We start from the raw sequence: 17,572 nt of genomic DNA on the forward strand, positions 1-17,572 counted from the left end.
CTATTGGATTGTGTTTTCTAAAATCGGATATGCTGTGATAATTGGGCACTAGTCCACACAAAAGCCACTGCACTTCGGTATTTCTGATGCATTCTTTTTCGAGTTTTCGCGAACTCCGAAGTCCGTTAAGATAGCCATACAAATAAAGTTTCAGAAAGATTTTCGTGTCAAAACTTGGCCGACCTTCGGTTTTTAGGGTTTGCACTTCAAAACCCAATGCTTTAACTCAAGATGCTCTGGATATACTAATTTAGCTTCCAGATATAGTTAAGAATAAAATCTTATTTTTAAGTTTAAGGATAACTATTATCTATTTTCATTTTATAGCTTTGCACCCATGAAAAGTGCTCTTCATTTTATTACTTTCAAACAAACGATTTCTGGAATTCAATTGCCAGAAAAATTTACCTTTCCGTTCTACTATGAACCCCATGAATTGAGTAAAATTGCGTCGGCTGAATTGCAACAATACCTGCAAAACCAAACCGATTGGGAGCATAATTTCGGCCTACAACCCAATCAAACTGGTTTAATCATTGGCAAAATGTTTGGCGTTCTCGTGGTTCAAAATCAAGCGGGTGAAGTGGGTTATTTAGCTGCTTTTTCAGGAAAATTAGCCGACAGCAATGACCACCCCTATTTTGTGCCGCCTGTTTTTGATATGCTAAAGCACGATGGATTTTATAAACAGGAAGAAAAAATAGTGAATGAAATTAATCGAAAAATTGAACGTTTAGAACAAAATCCTACCTACTTATTCCGATTACAAAAACTCACTACCACTACCCTTTTGGCCGAACAAGAAATTGCAACTCAAAAGAAACAGAACCAGACTGCTAAAAAAAATAGAACCGAAAAACGAATTGCCTTAGCAAATCAATCTGATTTAGAAGAACAAATCCAACGCCATCATCAATTGGATACGGAGAGTCGTGAAGAAAGCATCAAACTAAAAATGATGATGCACTTTTGGAAGACTGAAATTGCGAAAGAAACAGCGGCAGTAAACGAATTTCGCTCGGAAATCGACCGCTTTAAAGAAGAGCGAAAAATCAAATCCGCATTATTACAACAAAAATTATTTGAGCACTATGCTTTTTTAAATCAAGCAGGCGAATTGAAAAGTCTTGGAGCAATTTTTGAAGGGAATCCACCTGCAAGTGCAGGTGAATGTGCGGCTCCAAAATTACTGCACTTTGCCTTTTCAAATCACTTAAAACCGATTGCTTTAGCCGAATTTTGGTGGGGACAATCGCCTAAATCAGAAATTAGACAACATGGGCAATTTTATCCCGCTTGTACCGGAAAATGTAAGCCAATTTTAAATCACATGTTAGCAGGAATGGATTTGGATAAAAACCCATTAGAAATCAATCCTGCAATAGGAAAAGAAATTGAAATTGTATTTGAAGACGATTATTTAGCTGTAATTCATAAACCAGCCGAATTTTTATCTGTTCCTGGAAAAACGATTTCAGATTCCGTTCTCGAACGTGTCAAAAAACGCTATCCTGAAGCCACTGGGCCGTTAATTGTGCATCGGTTAGACATGTCGACTTCAGGCTTACTGCTTATCGCCAAAACCAATGGGGTTTATTTACATTTACAAGCTCAGTTTTTAAAGCGAACGGTTCAGAAACGCTATGTCGCTTTGCTCGATGGACTTATTTCTGCCAATGAAGGCGAAATTAATCTACCGCTGCGAGTTGATTTAGACAACCGACCCTATCAATTGGTTTGTGAAAAATATGGTAAAGCGGCTCGAACAAAATGGGAAGTTATCGAGCGAAAAAATAATCAAACACTTGTTTATTTTTATCCTATAACCGGAAGAACTCACCAGTTACGGGTGCATGCCGCTCATCTAAACGGACTCCATACGCCAATTGTTGGCGATGATTTATATGGAAATAAAGCAGATCGCCTGCATTTACACGCGGAACAAATACAGTTTGTTCATCCCATCACCAAAGAAAAATTGACTTTTCACAGCAAAGCCCCTTTTGCATCGTAGTCGTTCCCTCCTATTAAAAAAAATAGCTTTCAAATCTGATTAAACAAAATAAAAATGGTACTTTAGTTTTTTATTTTTCTTCTGAAATAAAGAGCTACTTTCTTTAATTTTTACTGTTATGAACCGAATTCTATTTATTTGCATTTTTTTTTCCAGCGTTCAACTTGTTCAAGGACAAGATTTTACTCGTCGTGATTCCTTACAAGGTAGTCTTCGTCCGGAACGAACATGTTTTGATGTCTTGCGATATGATTTGAATCTAACCATTGAACCCGAATACCGAACGGTTAAAGGCTTTAATGATATTACGTTTAAAGTGATAGAAAAAACAGCTAAAATTCAATTGGATTTATTTGAAAACATGAAAATTGATAGCATCCTTTTTAAAAATAAAAAACTAACCTATAAAAGAGAAATGGATGCCGTTTTTATTGATTTCATGAAACCCTTAGAAGTCAATTCAGAGCAAAAAGTGCGTTTTTATTATTCTGGAAGTCCGATAGAGGCCGAACGAGCTCCTTGGGATGGTGGTTTTGTTTGGAGTAAAGACAGTGACGGAAATGATTTTGTAAGCGTTGCAGTTCAAGGTACGGGAGCGAGTTTATGGTATCCCGTGAAAGACCATCAATCAGACGAACCCGACCGTGGTGCCTCCATTAAGGTGGCCGTGCCAAACGGGTTAATGAATGTTTCAAACGGTCGCTTTTTGGGCAATGAAAATCTAAACAATGGCTTTACCCGTTGGGATTGGGAAGTAGTAAACCCGATTAACAATTATAACATTGTGATTAATATCGCTAATTATGTAGCTATTCATCAAAAATTAGATGATTTAGATTTAGACTATTATGTTTTAGCCGAAAATGAAGAGAAAGCCCGTGTCCATTTTGAAGAAGTGATTATGATGATGGAATGTTTTCAAATGCGATTTGGCAAATATCCGTTTTATAAAGATGGTTATAAATTAGTGGAAACACCTTATTTAGGTATGGAACACCAAAGTGCAGTTGCCTATGGAAATAATTATACTAAAGGCTATTTAGGAAAAGATATTTCGGGAACTGGCGTTGGCTTATTATTTGATTTTATCATTATTCACGAAACGGCACATGAATGGTTTGGAAACAGTATCACTTCAAAAGATATTGCCGATATGTGGATTCATGAGAGTTTTACTACTTATGCCGAGAGTGTTTATGTAGAATTCCAGTTTGGATATGAAAAAGCACAAAAATACATCAATGGTCAAAAATTATTAATCTCGAATAATAAACCAATTATCGGACAATTTGGGGTGAATTTTAAATCGGGCAATTCAGATATGTATTACAAAGGAGCATTGATGCTCAATTCCTTAAGACATATGATAAATGACGATGCTAAATGGTGGGCGATGTTGAAAAAATATGCCGAAACATTTCAGTATAAAATTATTGAAACCAAAGACGTGGTACAGTTCTTCTCTAAAGAATCGGGTTTAAATTTGACTCCCTTTTTTGATCAATATTTAAAACACAAAGCTTTTCCAGAATTGGAATACAAGTTGAGCGAAGGAACCCTAGCCTACCGATGGAAGGCAGACGAACCGACTTTCAAAATGCCTTTTGAATATACTGTTAAAGGAAAAGCAAGTCGTTTAAACGCAACGACAACATGGCAAACAAGTCCTTTAAAATTAGCTGATGAAGCTGATTTTAAACTAGTAACCGATAAGTTTTTACTTACAAGTAAAAAAATAGAAAAGTAAAGTGGAAAAAATGAATAAAGTTGCTGAAATAACATTAATTTTTTGGTTAATGAAAATTGTAGCAACTACACTTGGAGAGACGTTAGGCGATTATTTATCGATGACTTTACAACTTGGCTATCTTACAGGTATTTATATTACTTTATTTTTTTTTTTAATTTTACTTTCGATTCAGTTAGCTACTAAAAGATATATTCCTGTTTTTTATTGGTTGGTAATTATCGCAACAACGACTTTAGGCACAGAAGTGTCTGATTTTTTAGATAGAAGTCTAAATTTAGGATATACTTTAGGAAATATAATCTTGTTTTTGGGTTTAATTTTGACTTTATTTCTTTGGTATAAAAAATTTAAATCATTACAAGTTTTTCCCATTATTGATAAGAAAAAGGAAATTTATTATTGGATTGCCATTTTGTTTTCAAATAGTTTAGGCACTGCTTTTGGAGATTATTTAACGGATGTGGTAGGTCTTAGCTATTTAAATGGAGCAATTGTTACAGCTGGAATTATATTGATTATAGTGCTGTTACATTATCTAACTAAAATAAATACTGTGATTTTATTTTGGATTGCATTTATTTTCACCAGACCGTTTGGAGCAACTTTTGGTGATTTTCTAATAAAACCTATTTCTAAAGGTGGGTTAGATTTAGGCACATTAAATTCTACTTTGATTTCAATATTACTTATGACTATACTCCTATTAATTTCACATAAAACATTAAAAGTCAAATCAAAAATAAATAGCTAATAATCAGAATTTAATGAGCTATAAATGCTTTAATACATAAATTTACTCAACGTTTCTTTGCGAATAATTTTTCCGGTTGGTGTTTCTTCAAAATGTTTCACAAAATGAATTTCTTTTGGTTTTTCATATTTGTCTAATACGTCAAAAACTTCTTTTTCAATAGGAATGGGTTCTCCCTCCACAATTAAAACCAACTTTTCTCCTAAAACAGGATCGGCTTGGCCTATTACAAAATAGCGTCTCGGAATTCGAGTGGCTAGTTTTTCTTCAATTTGTTCAGGAATCAGTTTAATTCCACCACTATTAACCACGTTATCATATCGGCCCAGCCAAATAAATTCATTTTCAGAGACCATTTCAACAATATCATTGGTTTCTATCAATTCGTTGGAAATGGATGGAGCTTTAATCAACAAGCAATTATTATCATCTAACGAAAGCATCACATTTGGAAAAACCGTAAAAGCCTCCTCACCAATTCGTTTAGCGGCAATGTGCGTAATGGTTTCTGTCATTCCGTAAGTTTCGTAAATTTCAGATTTAACTTTAAGCAATTTATCTTCTAACGGTTTTGTGATTTTAGCACCTCCAATGATTATTTTTTTAATATGCTTTAATTTATCTAGCGAATATTGAGCTTGCATAGGCACCAATGCCGCAAAATCATAATCATAATCTAACCGGTCTAACGGATGCGAACTCGGAGCCACAAAATCGATTTCTAAGCCTAATATAAAACCACGAATAAACATCATTTTACCGGCTACATATTTTGCTGGCAAACAATGCAATACTTTATCGCCGGGCTGTAAATCAAAAAAATTACCGGTAGCCAAAGCAGAATTAACCATTGCTTGTTTGTCAACTCGAATTAATTTTGGAATTCCAGTAGAACCAGAAGTATTTATCTCGAGGTAACTTTTATCATCAAACCAATCTAATAGAAAATCGCCAACTGGTTTTTCAAAATCTTCCCCTTCTTTAATAAAACTGTAAGCAAACGTGCATAAATCTTCACGATTTAAATGAAAACCATTTAATTTAAACTTATTATGTACATTTTGATAGGTGATTGTATCAGTCATTTTTTTGTTCTATTAAATTGGTTTCTTCTTGTAGTTTATTATATTCCAACACATTGCCAGTCAACTTATTTTTCCAGTTTTTCCAGCCATATTTCCTACCAAAAATAAATAAAAGAATTGGATAAATAATGAAAATAGGCAATAAAATATCATATCCCGCAGAAGGTTCAGACACATCTTTTAAAATGGAATTCGTTTGAAAAGCGGTCCAATCGGCTGTCACCAACAAGGCTCCAACTAAATTATTTGCCGCATGAAAACCGAGGGCTAATTCCATTCCGTCATCCATTAAGGTGATGATACCCAGAAAAAATCCAGTGCCAATATAATAAAGCATAATGATGGGGCCGAGTTTAGCCACTTCAGGATTTGCAATGTGCATCAATCCAAACATAACTGAAGTAAAAATCAAGGGAAACCATTTGTTTTTGGTTAATACACCCAATCCTTGCATGAGATAACCACGAAATAAATATTCTTCAAAGCTCGTTTGTAGTGGAATTAAAATGATGGCTAAAATTAAAAAAACAAAAAACGCACTCGAATCAAAGTTTAGTACAAAATTTTCGGGCGTCAGAAAATATAAAACTGCGATGGAGAAAGCACTAAATAATCCCCAAATTATAAACGAAAATAAAACACGATTCCAATCTACCTTTTTCCGGCCAGTTGTTAAACTCCGAATACTTTGTTGATGCGCATATTTTACCCAAAATAATAAAAACAAACAAGCCAATGATAAAGGAGCAATAAGCATTACAAAGGTTGTATTTGTACCAAATTGATCAATCATTTGTTTCATCATGGCCGAAACATCCATCTCTTGTGTAGAAAAGAAATTAGCGACCATTAATCCAAAAAACAACAAAGGAAAGGGCAAATAAAGTAAAAATTTAAATCTTTTTGTATGAATCTGTTCTATATACATTACTTCTTTTTTTTTTCAAATATAAACCATTTGTCACTAAATTTCTTAGATTTTTTTTAACTAAAAATGAGTATTGAAAGCCTTTCTTTGTAAAAAATAAGATATGATTACTATTTATCACAATCCGAGATGTGGCAAATCAAGAGAAGGACTTGCCTTAATTCAGCAATCAGGCAAACCATTTGAAGTCGTCAAATACCTTGAAGATGTCCCTACATTAGAAGAATTAACTCTGATAATCAATAAATTAAAACTAAAACCACTGGAATTAGTCCGTCAAAAAGAAGCAATTTGGATAGAGAATTATAAAGGAAAAACCTTAACTGATTTTGAAATAATGGAAGCTTTAATTGCACATCCTGTTTTAATTGAAAGACCCATTATTATCGAAGGAAACAAAGCAATCATTGGCCGTCCAACAACAAAAATCATTGAATTTTTATAATAAAAACTCACTTATCATTTAACAGTACTTTAGGATTTAGCTACTAAACCAATCGGTATTTTTGCAGTCTAAAGTAAAATCAATTGTCTAGTTCATGAAAAAATTAATTTCTCTATTATCACTTTTTGTATTTTTTGGTTCATTAACAACTTTTAGTCAAGAACGACAAGCTCCAAAAAAAATTAAGGTTACTGGAAAAGTTTTGGATAAATCCACTTCGCAGCCTTTAGAATACGCCACTATTATTTTTCAAAATTCAAAAAGACCAGAAATGGTAACGGGTGGAATTACCAATAACAAAGGAGAATTTGACATTGAAATTAATGCAGGAACGTATGATATTCGAGTTGAATTCATATCTTTTAAAACGATTGAATTTAAACAACGTAACTTACAAGCAAACACCGATTTAGGGACTGTTTCTTTATCTGATGATTCAACACAATTAGACGGTGTAGAATTACGAGCTGATCGTTCAACGGTAGAGATTAAACTTGACAAACGAGTATATAATGTTGGTCAAGATATGATGGTCAAAGGTGGAACGGTGAGTGATGTTTTAGATAATGTTCCTTCGGTTTCTGTTGATGTTGACGGAACCGTGAGTTTAAGAGGCAATGATAATGTCCGCATTTTAATTGATGGTCGCCCTTCCAATGCCATAAACATTAATGATGCGTTGCGTTTAATTCCAGCGGATGCGATAGACAAGGTAGAAGTGATCACGAATCCTTCCGCACGTTATGATGCAGAAGGTGGCGGTGGAATCATAAATATTATCCTTAAAAAAGGAAAAAATCAAGGCTTAAATGGCGTGGTAACTGGAACCATTGGCGATCCAACTAACCGAGGTTTAACTGGAAACATCAATTTTAAATCGGATAATTTCAATTTATTTACTTCACAAGGAATTAACTATCGTGAAAGTCCCGGAAATTCCCTGACAAATTCGGAGTACTTTAATAACGACGGCAGCACGCGGAACTATATTTATGAAAAACGAACAAATTCTAGAAACGGAAATAATTATAATGGAAACTTTGGATTTGATTGGTATTTAAATCCTTCGATTACGTGGACAAATACGATTTCTTATCGGAATAATACCACCGATAATCCGGAAACACTAGCATTCAACAACTATGATGCTAATTCTGTTTTTCAGTATACACGCATAAGAAACTTAGAACAAACCGATAATGGCGAAAGCATTGATTTCTCGTCCAATTTTGTCAAGAAATTTAAGAAAGACGGACATAAATTAACGGCAGATTTTTCATTTTCAGATAATACAGAAGATGATTATTCTTTTATTACTGATGATGATTTTGACGATGTTCGAACCTTTGATGACCAAACTCAAAAAAGAACATTAATACAAACGGATTATGTTTTGCCAATTGGAGAAAATGGTCGTTTTGAAATGGGTTTTAAAGGTGATTTTACTGAAAGTTTGACCGATTTTAAATACGACGATTTTAATGAAGGCTCTAATTCTTGGATTAGAAATGACAGCATCAGCAACATTTTTGAATACAAGGAAAAGATTAATGCTCTTTATACACAATACGGAAATAAAATTAACAAATTTTCCTATTTCTTTGGCTTGCGATGGGAAGATTCTAATATAGACATCAACCAGTTAGCCACTAATGATTATAATAATAAAAGATATAATAACTTTTTTCCAAGTGCCGTTTTTGCCTATGAAATTACCGAATCTACCAATACTTCGTTGAGTTATAGCCGTAGAATTCAACGTCCAAGAGGACGGTTTTTAAATCCTTTTCCAAATTATTCAAGTAACATCAATATTTTTCAAGGAAATCCAGATTTAGATCCTGCTATGACGCATGCCATTGATGCGGTTTTTTTACACAAATGGAGTAAATTTACGTTAAGTAGTTCTGCCTATTTTAATTTAACCGAAGAATCATTTCAATTCATCCGAAAAGAATCGGGAGCTTTTGTGGAAACTGAAAGTCCGAGCGGCGAAATTATTAGTACGCCAATTATTGTAACTACTCCAATTAATTTAGCCACACAATATCGATTTGGTTTTGAATTCAATTTAAATTACAATCCATTTAAATGGTGGAGATTAAATGGTAATTTCAACTTTTTTAGCAATGAAACAAAAGGAGATTATAGCTATACTAATTATTTAGGAGAGGAAGTGATTCAAAATTTAGATAACACCGCACTTTCTTGGACAACTAGAATTACCTCTAAAATAACCTTACCATATAAAATTGATTGGCAAGCCAACGGAACTTATAATGCACCACAAACAACGGCTCAAGGAAAACAACTTGGCGTTTTGAGTGCTAATTTAGCTTTTAGTAAAGACATCTTAAAAGATAAAGCAACTATTGCCTTAAACGTAAGTGATTTATTCAATTCAAGAAAAAGAATTACAGAAACAAATTTACCAAGTGTTTCCTCTTACAGTGAAATGCAATGGAGAGAACGACAAATAAACCTATCGTTCACCTATCGATTTAACAAACAGAAAAACGAACGAGAAAGACAACCGCGAAGAGAAGGTGGTGAAGAAGAATTTATGGGAAGACCATAACACAAAAAAGGGAAGCTAAGCTTCCCTTTTTTGTTACAAAACATTTTAATAAATTAAGATGCTTGTTCTTGCTCTTTTTTTGCTCTTTTCTCTTTGATTAATTCCATAATCGCTCCGCCCAACCAATAGTGAACAAAACCAACTAAAAATATCATTAACCAAAAACCGATTGTTAAAACGGTTAAGAAAAGTAAAAAGCCTAAGTACTGTTGAAATTCAAACATTTTCCGGAATTTTTGTAATTCATTACAAATATAGAATAACCACTTCACTAAATCAATATTATTTTCTAAATATTTTTAAATCGGATTGTTAATAACTAAATTTGACTATTCGAAATCCAATTTAAATCAATTTAAAGATCATAATATCCTAAAATTAAAAAATTACAATCATGAATTACCGAATAGAAAAAGACACCCTAGGTGAAGTTCGAGTTCCTAACAATCAGTATTGGGGAGCTCAAACGGAACGTTCACGCAATAATTTTAAAATTGGGCCGTCGGCTTCAATGCCCGTAGAAATTATTGAAGGTTTTGCTTATCTCAAAAAAGCGGCAGCTTATACCAATCACGAATTAGGAACACTTTCAATTGAAAAACGAAACGCTATTGCAACTGTTTGTGATGAAATTTTAGAAGGAAAATTAAAAGATGAATTTCCGCTAGTCATTTGGCAAACAGGCTCTGGCACGCAAAGCAATATGAATATGAATGAGGTCATTGCCAACCGAGCTCAAGTGTTGGCAGGATTTGAAATTGGTCAAGGTGAACCCATTTTAAAAGCCAATGATGACGTAAATAAGTCGCAATCTTCCAACGACACCTTCCCTACTGCGATGCATATTGCGAGTTATAAAATTCTGATTGACAAAACCATTCCTGCTATTCAACTACTACGAAATACAATGCATTTAAAGGCTGTCGCATTTAAAGACGTAGTCAAAATTGGGCGAACCCATTTGATGGACGCTACCCCACTCACCTTGGGCCAAGAATTTTCAGGATATGTTTCGCAGTTAGATCATGGCTTGGATGCTTTAAAAAACACGTTACCACATTTATCTGAATTAGCTTTAGGCGGAACAGCAGTTGGTACAGGTTTAAACACACCAAAAGGATATGCTGTTTTAGTCGCTCAACATATTGCAAGGTTTACGGGTTTACCTTTTATTACGGCTCCCAACAAATTTGAAGCGTTAGCGGCTCATGACGCCATGATAGAAAGTCATGCTGCTCTTAAAAGACTAGCCGTATCACTCAATAAAATTGCCAATGATATTCGATTATTGGCTTCTGGTCCTCGTTCTGGAATTGGTGAATTAATGCTTCCTGAAAATGAACCCGGTTCTTCCATCATGCCTGGAAAAGTAAACCCTACACAATGCGAAGCCCTGACCATGGTTTGTGCTCAAGTGATGGGAAATGATGTCACCCTTACCGTAGCAGGAATGCAAGGACATTTTGAATTAAATGTTTTTAAACCCGTAATTGCTGCTAATTTTTTACAATCCGCCACTTTATTAGCCGATGCTTGTGTTTCTTTTGAAGAACATTGTGTTGGTGGTATTGAACCAAATTATAAACGAATAAACGAACTAGTAAACAACTCATTAATGTTGGTTACTGCTTTAAATACTAAAATTGGGTATTATAAATCGGCAGAAATTGCACAAACCGCTCACCGAAATGGAACTTCTTTAAAAGAAGAAGCCGTTCGATTAGGCTATGTAACCGAATCCGAATTTGAGGATTGGGTAAAACCCGAAGACATGATTTAATCTTCCTTTTTAGGAGTTTGAGAATTAATAGGTGATTGTTTTTCGTTAGCCAAATAATCACTTGGAATCGTGGTCAAATTGCCATCTCGTTCCGCACGATAATGAGGAGACATAATTTCGATGCCTGCTTCGTTGCAGCAATCTTGAATATTTTGATGTAAATTCGAATAGATAACCGCTTGTTTGTTTGGTTCTTTAGTATAAGCATTGATTTGATAAGCCACATAAAAATCTTCTAAGCTGGTTTGCAACACAAAAGGCTGCGGGTCTTTCAATAAGTGTTCCGTTCGAAGTGCTGCCTCAATTAAGGCATGTTGTATCTCCTTCCAAGGCACATCATAGCCAATGGTTACGGTGGTGTGCATAATTAAGCCTTTATCAACCGCATCACTACTAAAGTTAGTAGTATGATTACTCATGACATTCGAATTTGGAATCGAAATTATTTCATTTTTAATTGTTCGAATTCGAGTAACCAACATCGATCTTTCAATAATATCGCCCGTTACATCGCCTATTTTAATTCGGTCGCCAATTTTAAAAGCCCGCATATAAGTTAATACCAAACCCGCAATTAAATTACTCAATGGACCCGAAGAACCAAAGGTTAATAAAACACCTAAAAACACCGAAACACCTTTAAAAACAGGACTATCACTACTTGGTAATAACGGAAAAATAGTAACAAACATAAAAGCATACAATAACACTTTAATGATTTGAAAAGTTGGCATTGCCCAATCTGGATAAAATCCATCAATTTCTAAAGCTCCACGCTGAATTTCTGTTGCAAAAAAACGAATGGCTTTAATAAGGTATCTGAAAGTTAAAAAGATAACAATAATTGTAAATAAATTTGGAAGATAGTTGATGACACTATGCAAAATATCCTTTAAAGGATCAATTAAATAAGAAAATAAAGTCTCTGCATATCCTTGTGTCCAAGGAAATATACTAAATAAGATAGGCAAAGAAATATACACCGCTAACAAAACAAAAAACCATTTTAGAATTTTATTAATTCCTAAAATAAAATGAAGTTGCCGATCTGCAGTTAACAATTCATAATTTCCTATATGGAAACCTTTAATATATTTTTCTTTTAAAAAATCAATTTTTTGATTTGTATAATTAAATAATTTTCCAATAAAATAAATTATGGCTAATAAAATTAAAAGCACAGCAATGGCCATTCCTATTTCTTTGGCTATAGATACCCAACTTGTCTCTTCTTGAAAATTCTTGATAGATTCGCCAATAATATCTTTATATTTTTTTGCTAAATCTTCTTTACTACTATTTTGCCACAAAGCATCATCTTCTGAAATACTCATGATAATTAAATCTTTAAAGACTAAATCAGCTGTTGTTTCAGTAGCAATTACTTGAATGGAATCTGGCTGAAATAAAAATTGATTGGCAAGAAGTTGAATTTTATTGTTAATGCTTAAAGCTCGTTCTTTAGCGGTTAAACTCCCAAACTTATTGTAAATTAAAAATAAAGTGTCTTTAAAAAAAGGAGTTATAGGATAGCCTGTTACACTTGTTTTTAAGGAATCAATTTTTTTTCGTTTAAGTAGCAAACGTTCCGTTTCAATACTTTTTAAACGCTCTAATTCTAATAGTAGTTCTTCTTTTTTAATATTATCAACGGTGGATAAGGCATCAAATTTGGCTTGTAAAGTTACTCGTTTTATAGAGTCTGCTTTTCTAGCATTTTCAAGTTCTTTTAATTGATTTGATTGCTGATTAAGCATAGTAACTTGAACAGTATCAGCTAAATTTTGATTATTTATTTTTTGAGAATAAACGAATTGGCTTACAAAAAAAAGACAAAACAGCGTTGAAATAAATTTATGTTTAGTTGACATACAATCAAATTAAAAGGTGATCATTACAAAACAAAGATAGAAATTATTCGATTGATTTGGAGTTAGCTAAAAAATTGTCTTAGATTACGATTATAATAAAACTAAATACTTGCTTCTGCTTTTTTTAGAAATATTTTTTTTATACTTTTGAAGCATAAAATCTAATCAATAAAAAAATGAAAAAATTATTTTTATTCGTATCTATTTTTGCGATTTCGTTAGTAAGTTGCTCTGATGATGACGATAATTCAACACCAGTGAATGAAGCAAATATCATGAAAAAATGGTATTTAAAAAGTTATGAAGTAGCTGGACAAACTATTCCTTATTTAAATGAACCATGTGGTCGTGATTACATGGAGTATTTATCTGGTGGTATTTACAAAGAATATTACATCTATGGTTGTGATCCATTAGAGGCTGATACTGATACTGGAACGTGGGCTTTAAGCGGTAACACTTTAACTATTAATATTTTAGGAGATACTAATTCTGGTACAATTAGCAGTTTAACTAGTACAACTATGCAAATTACAACAACTGCAGATTATGATGAAGATCCTTCTACACCAGACATCTCTATTAAAATGAATCTTACTACAAACTAATCCTTGCAGTTAGAAAATGAAAAACGCCCAATTTGGGCGTTTTTTTTTATGTTTATTGTTGAAATTTAGTTCGCTTGCTCCCTTCGTAAATGTCGTATTTTAACAATCTCGCTTCTAATTTTCCGTTGAACAATTTAATTTTTCGAGTCGGTTTTAAACCTACAAATTTCAAGGCTTCTAAATTAGCAGTTATAAACCAAGCCTGCGTGTTAGGATAATGTTGTTTGAAGGTGTCGCCAATTTCACGATAAAAACGTTCCATATCAATGTCTAATCGTTCGCCATAAGGCGGATTAAAAACCATGTGCAACGGCCCTTCTATTTCCTTTTTTGAATCAAAAAAATCCTGTTGCTTGATGGTAACATAATCTTCTAAATTCGCATTCAAAATATTATCTTGAGCTTTTCGAACGGCACTCGGAGCTTTATCAAATCCGGTAATGGTATAATGAAATTCGCGGGTTTTCTTCATCATACTATCAATAATTTGATCAAATAAATCATTATCCCAGTCTTTCCATTTTTCAAAGGCAAATTCCTTTCTATTAATATTTGCTGGAATATTACAAGCAATCATGGCTGCTTCAGCTAAAATAGTTCCACTGCCACACATCGGATCTAAAAAGTGGCTTTTTCCATCCCAGCCAGCCAAAATCAACATTCCAGCTGCTAAAACCTCGTTAATTGGTGCAATATTAGTAGCCGACCGATAACCTCGATGGTGCAAAGAATCACCAGACGAATCAAGGGAAACCGTACAATACTCCCGGTCTAAATGAATATGAACACGCAAATCTGGAAAATCTTTATCAATACTTGGTCGTGTACCCGTATTCGTTCGAAATTGGTCTACAATCGCATCTTTTGTTTTTAAACCTACAAACTGCGAATTATTAAAAACTTCCGAATATAAAGTAACATCAACTACAAAAGTTTGTTTTTCCGACATGAATTCACTCCAATTAATACTTGAAATGCCATCATATAAACTCTTATCATCAAACACTTTAAATGTTTTGATTGGCTTTAAAACTTTTAAAGCTGTACGCAACGATAAATTCGCTTTATACATAAATCCTTTATCGCCAGAAAAGGAAACCACTCGTGTGCCAGTTTGTACCTCCTGTCCTCCTAATTGTTGAATTTCTTTCGCTAAAATTTCTTCAAAACCAAAAAAAGTTTTGGCCACCATTTTAAAATTCTTATCCATGTTTGTATAAATCTGTAAAACTTCGCAAAAATACACTAAATTTGTGCGTTCTTAAAGTATCTAGTCATTTAATGTCAGAATCTACAAAACCCATCATCAATAGTTCTTCTTCCAATACCAAAAAATGGTATGCTTCGTGGTTTGATACCCCTTATTATCATATTTTATACAAAGATCGCGATCATGAAGAAGCACAATTTTTTATGGACACGCTTACGCATTACTTAAATTTGCCAGAAGATGCAAAAATTTTAGACTTAGCTTGCGGAAAAGGTCGTCATTCTATTTACCTCAATCATTTGGGTTTTGACGTTACGGGTGCCGATTTATCCGAAAACAGTATTGCCCAAGCAAAACTTTCGGCTAATGCTAAACTTCAATTTACGGTTCACGACATGCGTTTGCCTTTTGAAGAAAAATTTGATGCTATTTTTAATCTTTTTACAAGTTTTGGCTATTTTGAAGAGGATGCCGACAACTTAAAAACCTTAAAAGCAATTCGAGATAGTTTGAGCGAATATGGTTTTGCAGTTATTGATTTTATGAATGTGGATTTTGTGTTGGAGAATTTAGTGCCTCACGAAGTAAAAACGGTAGAAGGAATTGATTTCCATATCAATCGCTACGAAAAAGACAATCACATCTTCAAAGAAATTAAATTTACAGCAGAAGGTGAAGATTTCTTTTTTACCGAACGGGTCCAGGCCTTACGTTTAGCTGATTTTGAAGAAATGATGGAAGAAGCAAACATTTATTTATTAGATATTTTTGGTGATTATAAACTTCGAAAATTTTACAGAAATCAATCGGAACGTTTAATTATGATTTTTAAATGATAGTGTACCTCATTACTTTTTCAGCCGTTATCGCTGGTTTTTTGATTGCTCTTTTCTTAAAGCCTCAAAAGAAAACGAACATCAAATTATTGTTAGCTTTTAGTGGAGCTTTTTTGCTTTCGCTGACCGTTTTACATTTGCTTCCTGCTCTTTTTGAAGATTCGCATCATGTGCATGAAGGCGAACACGCACATTCATCAATTCCCGTTGGTGTTTTTATCATGCTTGGTATTTTATTTCAAATTGTATTAGAATTTTTCTCCAAAGGAGCGGAACACGGCCATGTGCATATTCATACCGATGCTAATAATGAAGTGCATCAAATTCCGTGGTTGCTATTTGTCAGCTTATGTATTCACGCACTTTTAGAAGGTTTTCCAATTCACGACAACCAAAATTTAGCCTATGGAATTGCGGTGCACCACTTCCCTATTGCCATTATTCTTACCTTGTTTTTTATAAATGCAAAAATGAACAAAGCCATGGTTTTCGGATTTATGTTTGCTTTTGCTTTGATGACACCAATCGGAACCCTTTTAGCCGAAAAACTTCATATTGCTCAACATTATTCTAAAGAAATTTCGGCGGTGGTAGTGGGTATTTTATTTCATATTTCCTCGACCATCATTTTTGAAAGTAATGAAGGACACAAATTTAATCTTGCTAAAATCACCATGATTGTGCTCGGTTTTTTAGTCGCTTTTTTAATGGAAATGGGTCATTCGCATTAAAAAGAAAAAATTCTAGCACGGTTCAAAAGTAAAAATTAAACGAATCCTCTTGCTTTTTTGCTTCTTTTCGACTTTGCAAGAATTTAAAATTCACTTATCTTTGAGTGAAATTTAGATGTATGACTTTTACCAAAACAACCGAACAATCCTCACATTACGAACAGCTGGAAAAGATGTCGGTTAACGAACTATTACAAAATATCAATACCGAAGATAAATCCGTTCCGCTAGCCGTTGAAAAAGCACTACCAGCAATTGAATTAACTGTACAAAAAGTTGTCAGTCAATTACAAAAAGGTGGACGCTTATTTTATATAGGTGCGGGAACTTCAGGCCGTTTAGGAGTCGTAGATGCGTCTGAATGTCCGCCCACATTTGGCGTTCCGTTTGATTTGGTCGTTGGAATCATTGCTGGTGGCGATGCCGCGATTCGAAAAGCAGTCGAATTTGCCGAAGATGATGTTAATCAAGCTTGGAAAGATTTATCTGAATTTAATATTACAACCAATGATTTTGTTATTGGAATTGCTGCTTCAGGAACTACACCCTATGTTATTGGTGGATTAGAACAATGTAATTTGAATCAAATTCCAACGGCTTGTATTACCTGCAACCAAGGGAGTCCGCTCTCAAAAGTTGCTCAATTTCCAATAGAAGTTGTAGTTGGTCCTGAATTTGTCACAGGAAGTTCGCGGATGAAAGCAGGAACGGCTCAAAAATTAGTTTTAAATATGATTTCAACCGCTACCATGATTCAACTCGGTAAAGTAAAAGGCAATAAAATGGTTGATATGCAATTGAGTAATAATAAGTTAGTAGATCGAGGTATCCGGATGATTATGGCAGAAATTCCGGTGAGTTATGAAGAAGCGGCTGATTTATTACAAATAAACGGAAGTGTTCGTAAAGCAATAACATCATTTTTAAATGAATAAATTATTTATTTAAAATGAAAGTTTAGTTTCTATGAAATTGTCGTTAGTAA

At 33.8% G+C, this 17,572-nt stretch carries 16 protein-coding genes; 10 read left to right on the forward strand and 6 right to left on the reverse strand.

The genetic code is table 11. The features are described 5' to 3' along the window. Positions 1–205, reverse strand: a 205-nt coding sequence (locus PHR76_RS11015; protein ID WP_300062413.1) for a transposase, incomplete at its 3' end; no start/stop codon positions are given. A 132-nt stretch (positions 206–337) separates the two neighbouring features. On the opposite strand from PHR76_RS11015, the gene PHR76_RS11020 reads away from it, so the two are divergent. From PHR76_RS11020 to PHR76_RS11030, 3 genes are all read left to right on the forward strand, one after another. Beyond that, positions 338–2,014, forward strand: a complete 1,677-nt coding sequence (locus PHR76_RS11020; RefSeq protein WP_300062415.1) for an RluA family pseudouridine synthase — start codon at positions 338–340, stop codon at positions 2,012–2,014. A gap of 118 nt (positions 2,015–2,132) precedes the next feature. Continuing rightward, positions 2,133–3,761 (forward strand): M1 family metallopeptidase, encoded by a 1,629-nt coding sequence (locus tag PHR76_RS11025; RefSeq protein WP_300062418.1) that lies wholly within the window; start codon positions 2,133–2,135, stop codon positions 3,759–3,761. Positions 3,762–3,771: 10 nt separating this feature from the next. Beyond that, positions 3,772–4,515 carry a hypothetical protein gene (locus tag PHR76_RS11030; protein WP_366143594.1) on the forward strand — a complete coding sequence of 248 codons (744 nt, stop codon included), beginning with the start codon at positions 3,772–3,774 and terminating at the stop codon, positions 4,513–4,515. 29 nt (positions 4,516–4,544) lie between these two features. On the opposite strand, the gene PHR76_RS11035 is transcribed toward PHR76_RS11030, so the two are convergent. Together PHR76_RS11035 and PHR76_RS11040 are read right to left on the reverse strand one after the other, a co-directional pair. Next, positions 4,545–5,600: an AMP-binding protein gene (locus PHR76_RS11035; RefSeq protein ID WP_300062424.1), complete on the reverse strand. Its 1,056-nt coding sequence runs from the start codon at positions 5,598–5,600 to the stop codon at positions 4,545–4,547. Beyond that, positions 5,593–6,528, reverse strand: coding sequence for a type II CAAX endopeptidase family protein (locus PHR76_RS11040; RefSeq protein WP_300062426.1), 936 nt, complete (start codon positions 6,526–6,528; stop codon positions 5,593–5,595). The genes PHR76_RS11035 and PHR76_RS11040 overlap by 8 nt, the downstream gene beginning before the upstream one ends. Positions 6,529–6,631: 103 nt before the next feature. Here PHR76_RS11040 and arsC point away from each other — a divergent pair, with 103 nt between their 5' ends. Both arsC and PHR76_RS11050 read left to right on the forward strand, forming a co-directional pair. Then, positions 6,632–6,973: an arsenate reductase (glutaredoxin) gene (gene arsC / locus PHR76_RS11045; RefSeq protein ID WP_300062429.1), complete on the forward strand. Its 342-nt coding sequence runs from the start codon at positions 6,632–6,634 to the stop codon at positions 6,971–6,973. A gap of 94 nt (positions 6,974–7,067) precedes the next feature. Further along, complete coding sequence (locus tag PHR76_RS11050) at positions 7,068–9,551, forward strand: outer membrane beta-barrel family protein (RefSeq protein WP_300062432.1); 2,484 nt, start codon at positions 7,068–7,070, stop codon at positions 9,549–9,551. 53 nt (positions 9,552–9,604) lie between these two features. Here the strand turns inward: PHR76_RS11050 and PHR76_RS11055 are convergent, their stop codons facing one another. Beyond that, positions 9,605–9,775 carry a hypothetical protein gene (locus PHR76_RS11055; protein WP_300062435.1) on the reverse strand — a complete coding sequence of 57 codons (171 nt, stop codon included), beginning with the start codon at positions 9,773–9,775 and terminating at the stop codon, positions 9,605–9,607. A gap of 170 nt (positions 9,776–9,945) precedes the next feature. Here PHR76_RS11055 and fumC point away from each other — a divergent pair, with 170 nt between their 5' ends. After that, positions 9,946–11,331, forward strand: a complete 1,386-nt coding sequence (fumC, locus tag PHR76_RS11060) for a class II fumarate hydratase (RefSeq protein WP_300062438.1) — start codon at positions 9,946–9,948, stop codon at positions 11,329–11,331. Here the strand turns inward: fumC and PHR76_RS11065 are convergent. Then, positions 11,328–13,202, reverse strand: coding sequence for a mechanosensitive ion channel family protein (locus PHR76_RS11065; RefSeq protein ID WP_300062441.1), 1,875 nt, complete (start codon positions 13,200–13,202; stop codon positions 11,328–11,330). The genes fumC and PHR76_RS11065 overlap by 4 nt on opposite strands. A gap of 176 nt (positions 13,203–13,378) precedes the next feature. On the opposite strand from PHR76_RS11065, the gene PHR76_RS11070 reads away from it, so the two are divergent. Next, a complete protein-coding gene (locus PHR76_RS11070; RefSeq protein ID WP_300062444.1) occupies positions 13,379–13,810 on the forward strand; it encodes a lipocalin family protein in 432 nt (143 codons plus the stop codon). Between the two features lie 52 nt (positions 13,811–13,862). On the opposite strand, the gene PHR76_RS11075 is transcribed toward PHR76_RS11070, so the two are convergent. Further along, positions 13,863–15,020, reverse strand: coding sequence for a THUMP domain-containing protein (locus tag PHR76_RS11075; RefSeq protein ID WP_300062447.1), 1,158 nt, complete (start codon positions 15,018–15,020; stop codon positions 13,863–13,865). Between the two features lie 71 nt (positions 15,021–15,091). Here PHR76_RS11075 and PHR76_RS11080 point away from each other — a divergent pair, with 71 nt between their 5' ends. The 3 genes from PHR76_RS11080 to murQ all read left to right on the forward strand — a co-directional run bounded on the left by PHR76_RS11080 (position 15,092) and on the right by murQ (position 17,522). Then, the gene (locus tag PHR76_RS11080) at positions 15,092–15,856 is read left to right on the forward strand and encodes a class I SAM-dependent methyltransferase (RefSeq protein ID WP_300062450.1); all 765 of its coding nucleotides are present in this window, start codon (positions 15,092–15,094) and stop codon (positions 15,854–15,856) included. Continuing rightward, entirely contained in the window at positions 15,856–16,587 is a 732-nt protein-coding gene (locus tag PHR76_RS11085; RefSeq protein ID WP_300062484.1) for a ZIP family metal transporter, read from the forward strand. The genes PHR76_RS11080 and PHR76_RS11085 overlap by 1 nt, the downstream gene beginning before the upstream one ends. Positions 16,588–16,706: 119 nt before the next feature. Beyond that, positions 16,707–17,522, forward strand: a complete 816-nt coding sequence (gene murQ, locus PHR76_RS11090; protein WP_300062453.1) for an N-acetylmuramic acid 6-phosphate etherase — start codon at positions 16,707–16,709, stop codon at positions 17,520–17,522. Positions 17,523–17,572 lie beyond the last annotated feature (50 nt).

The sequence above is a fragment of the Flavobacterium sp. genome (assembly GCF_028689845.1).
Lineage (GTDB): Bacteria > Bacteroidota > Bacteroidia > Flavobacteriales > Flavobacteriaceae > Flavobacterium.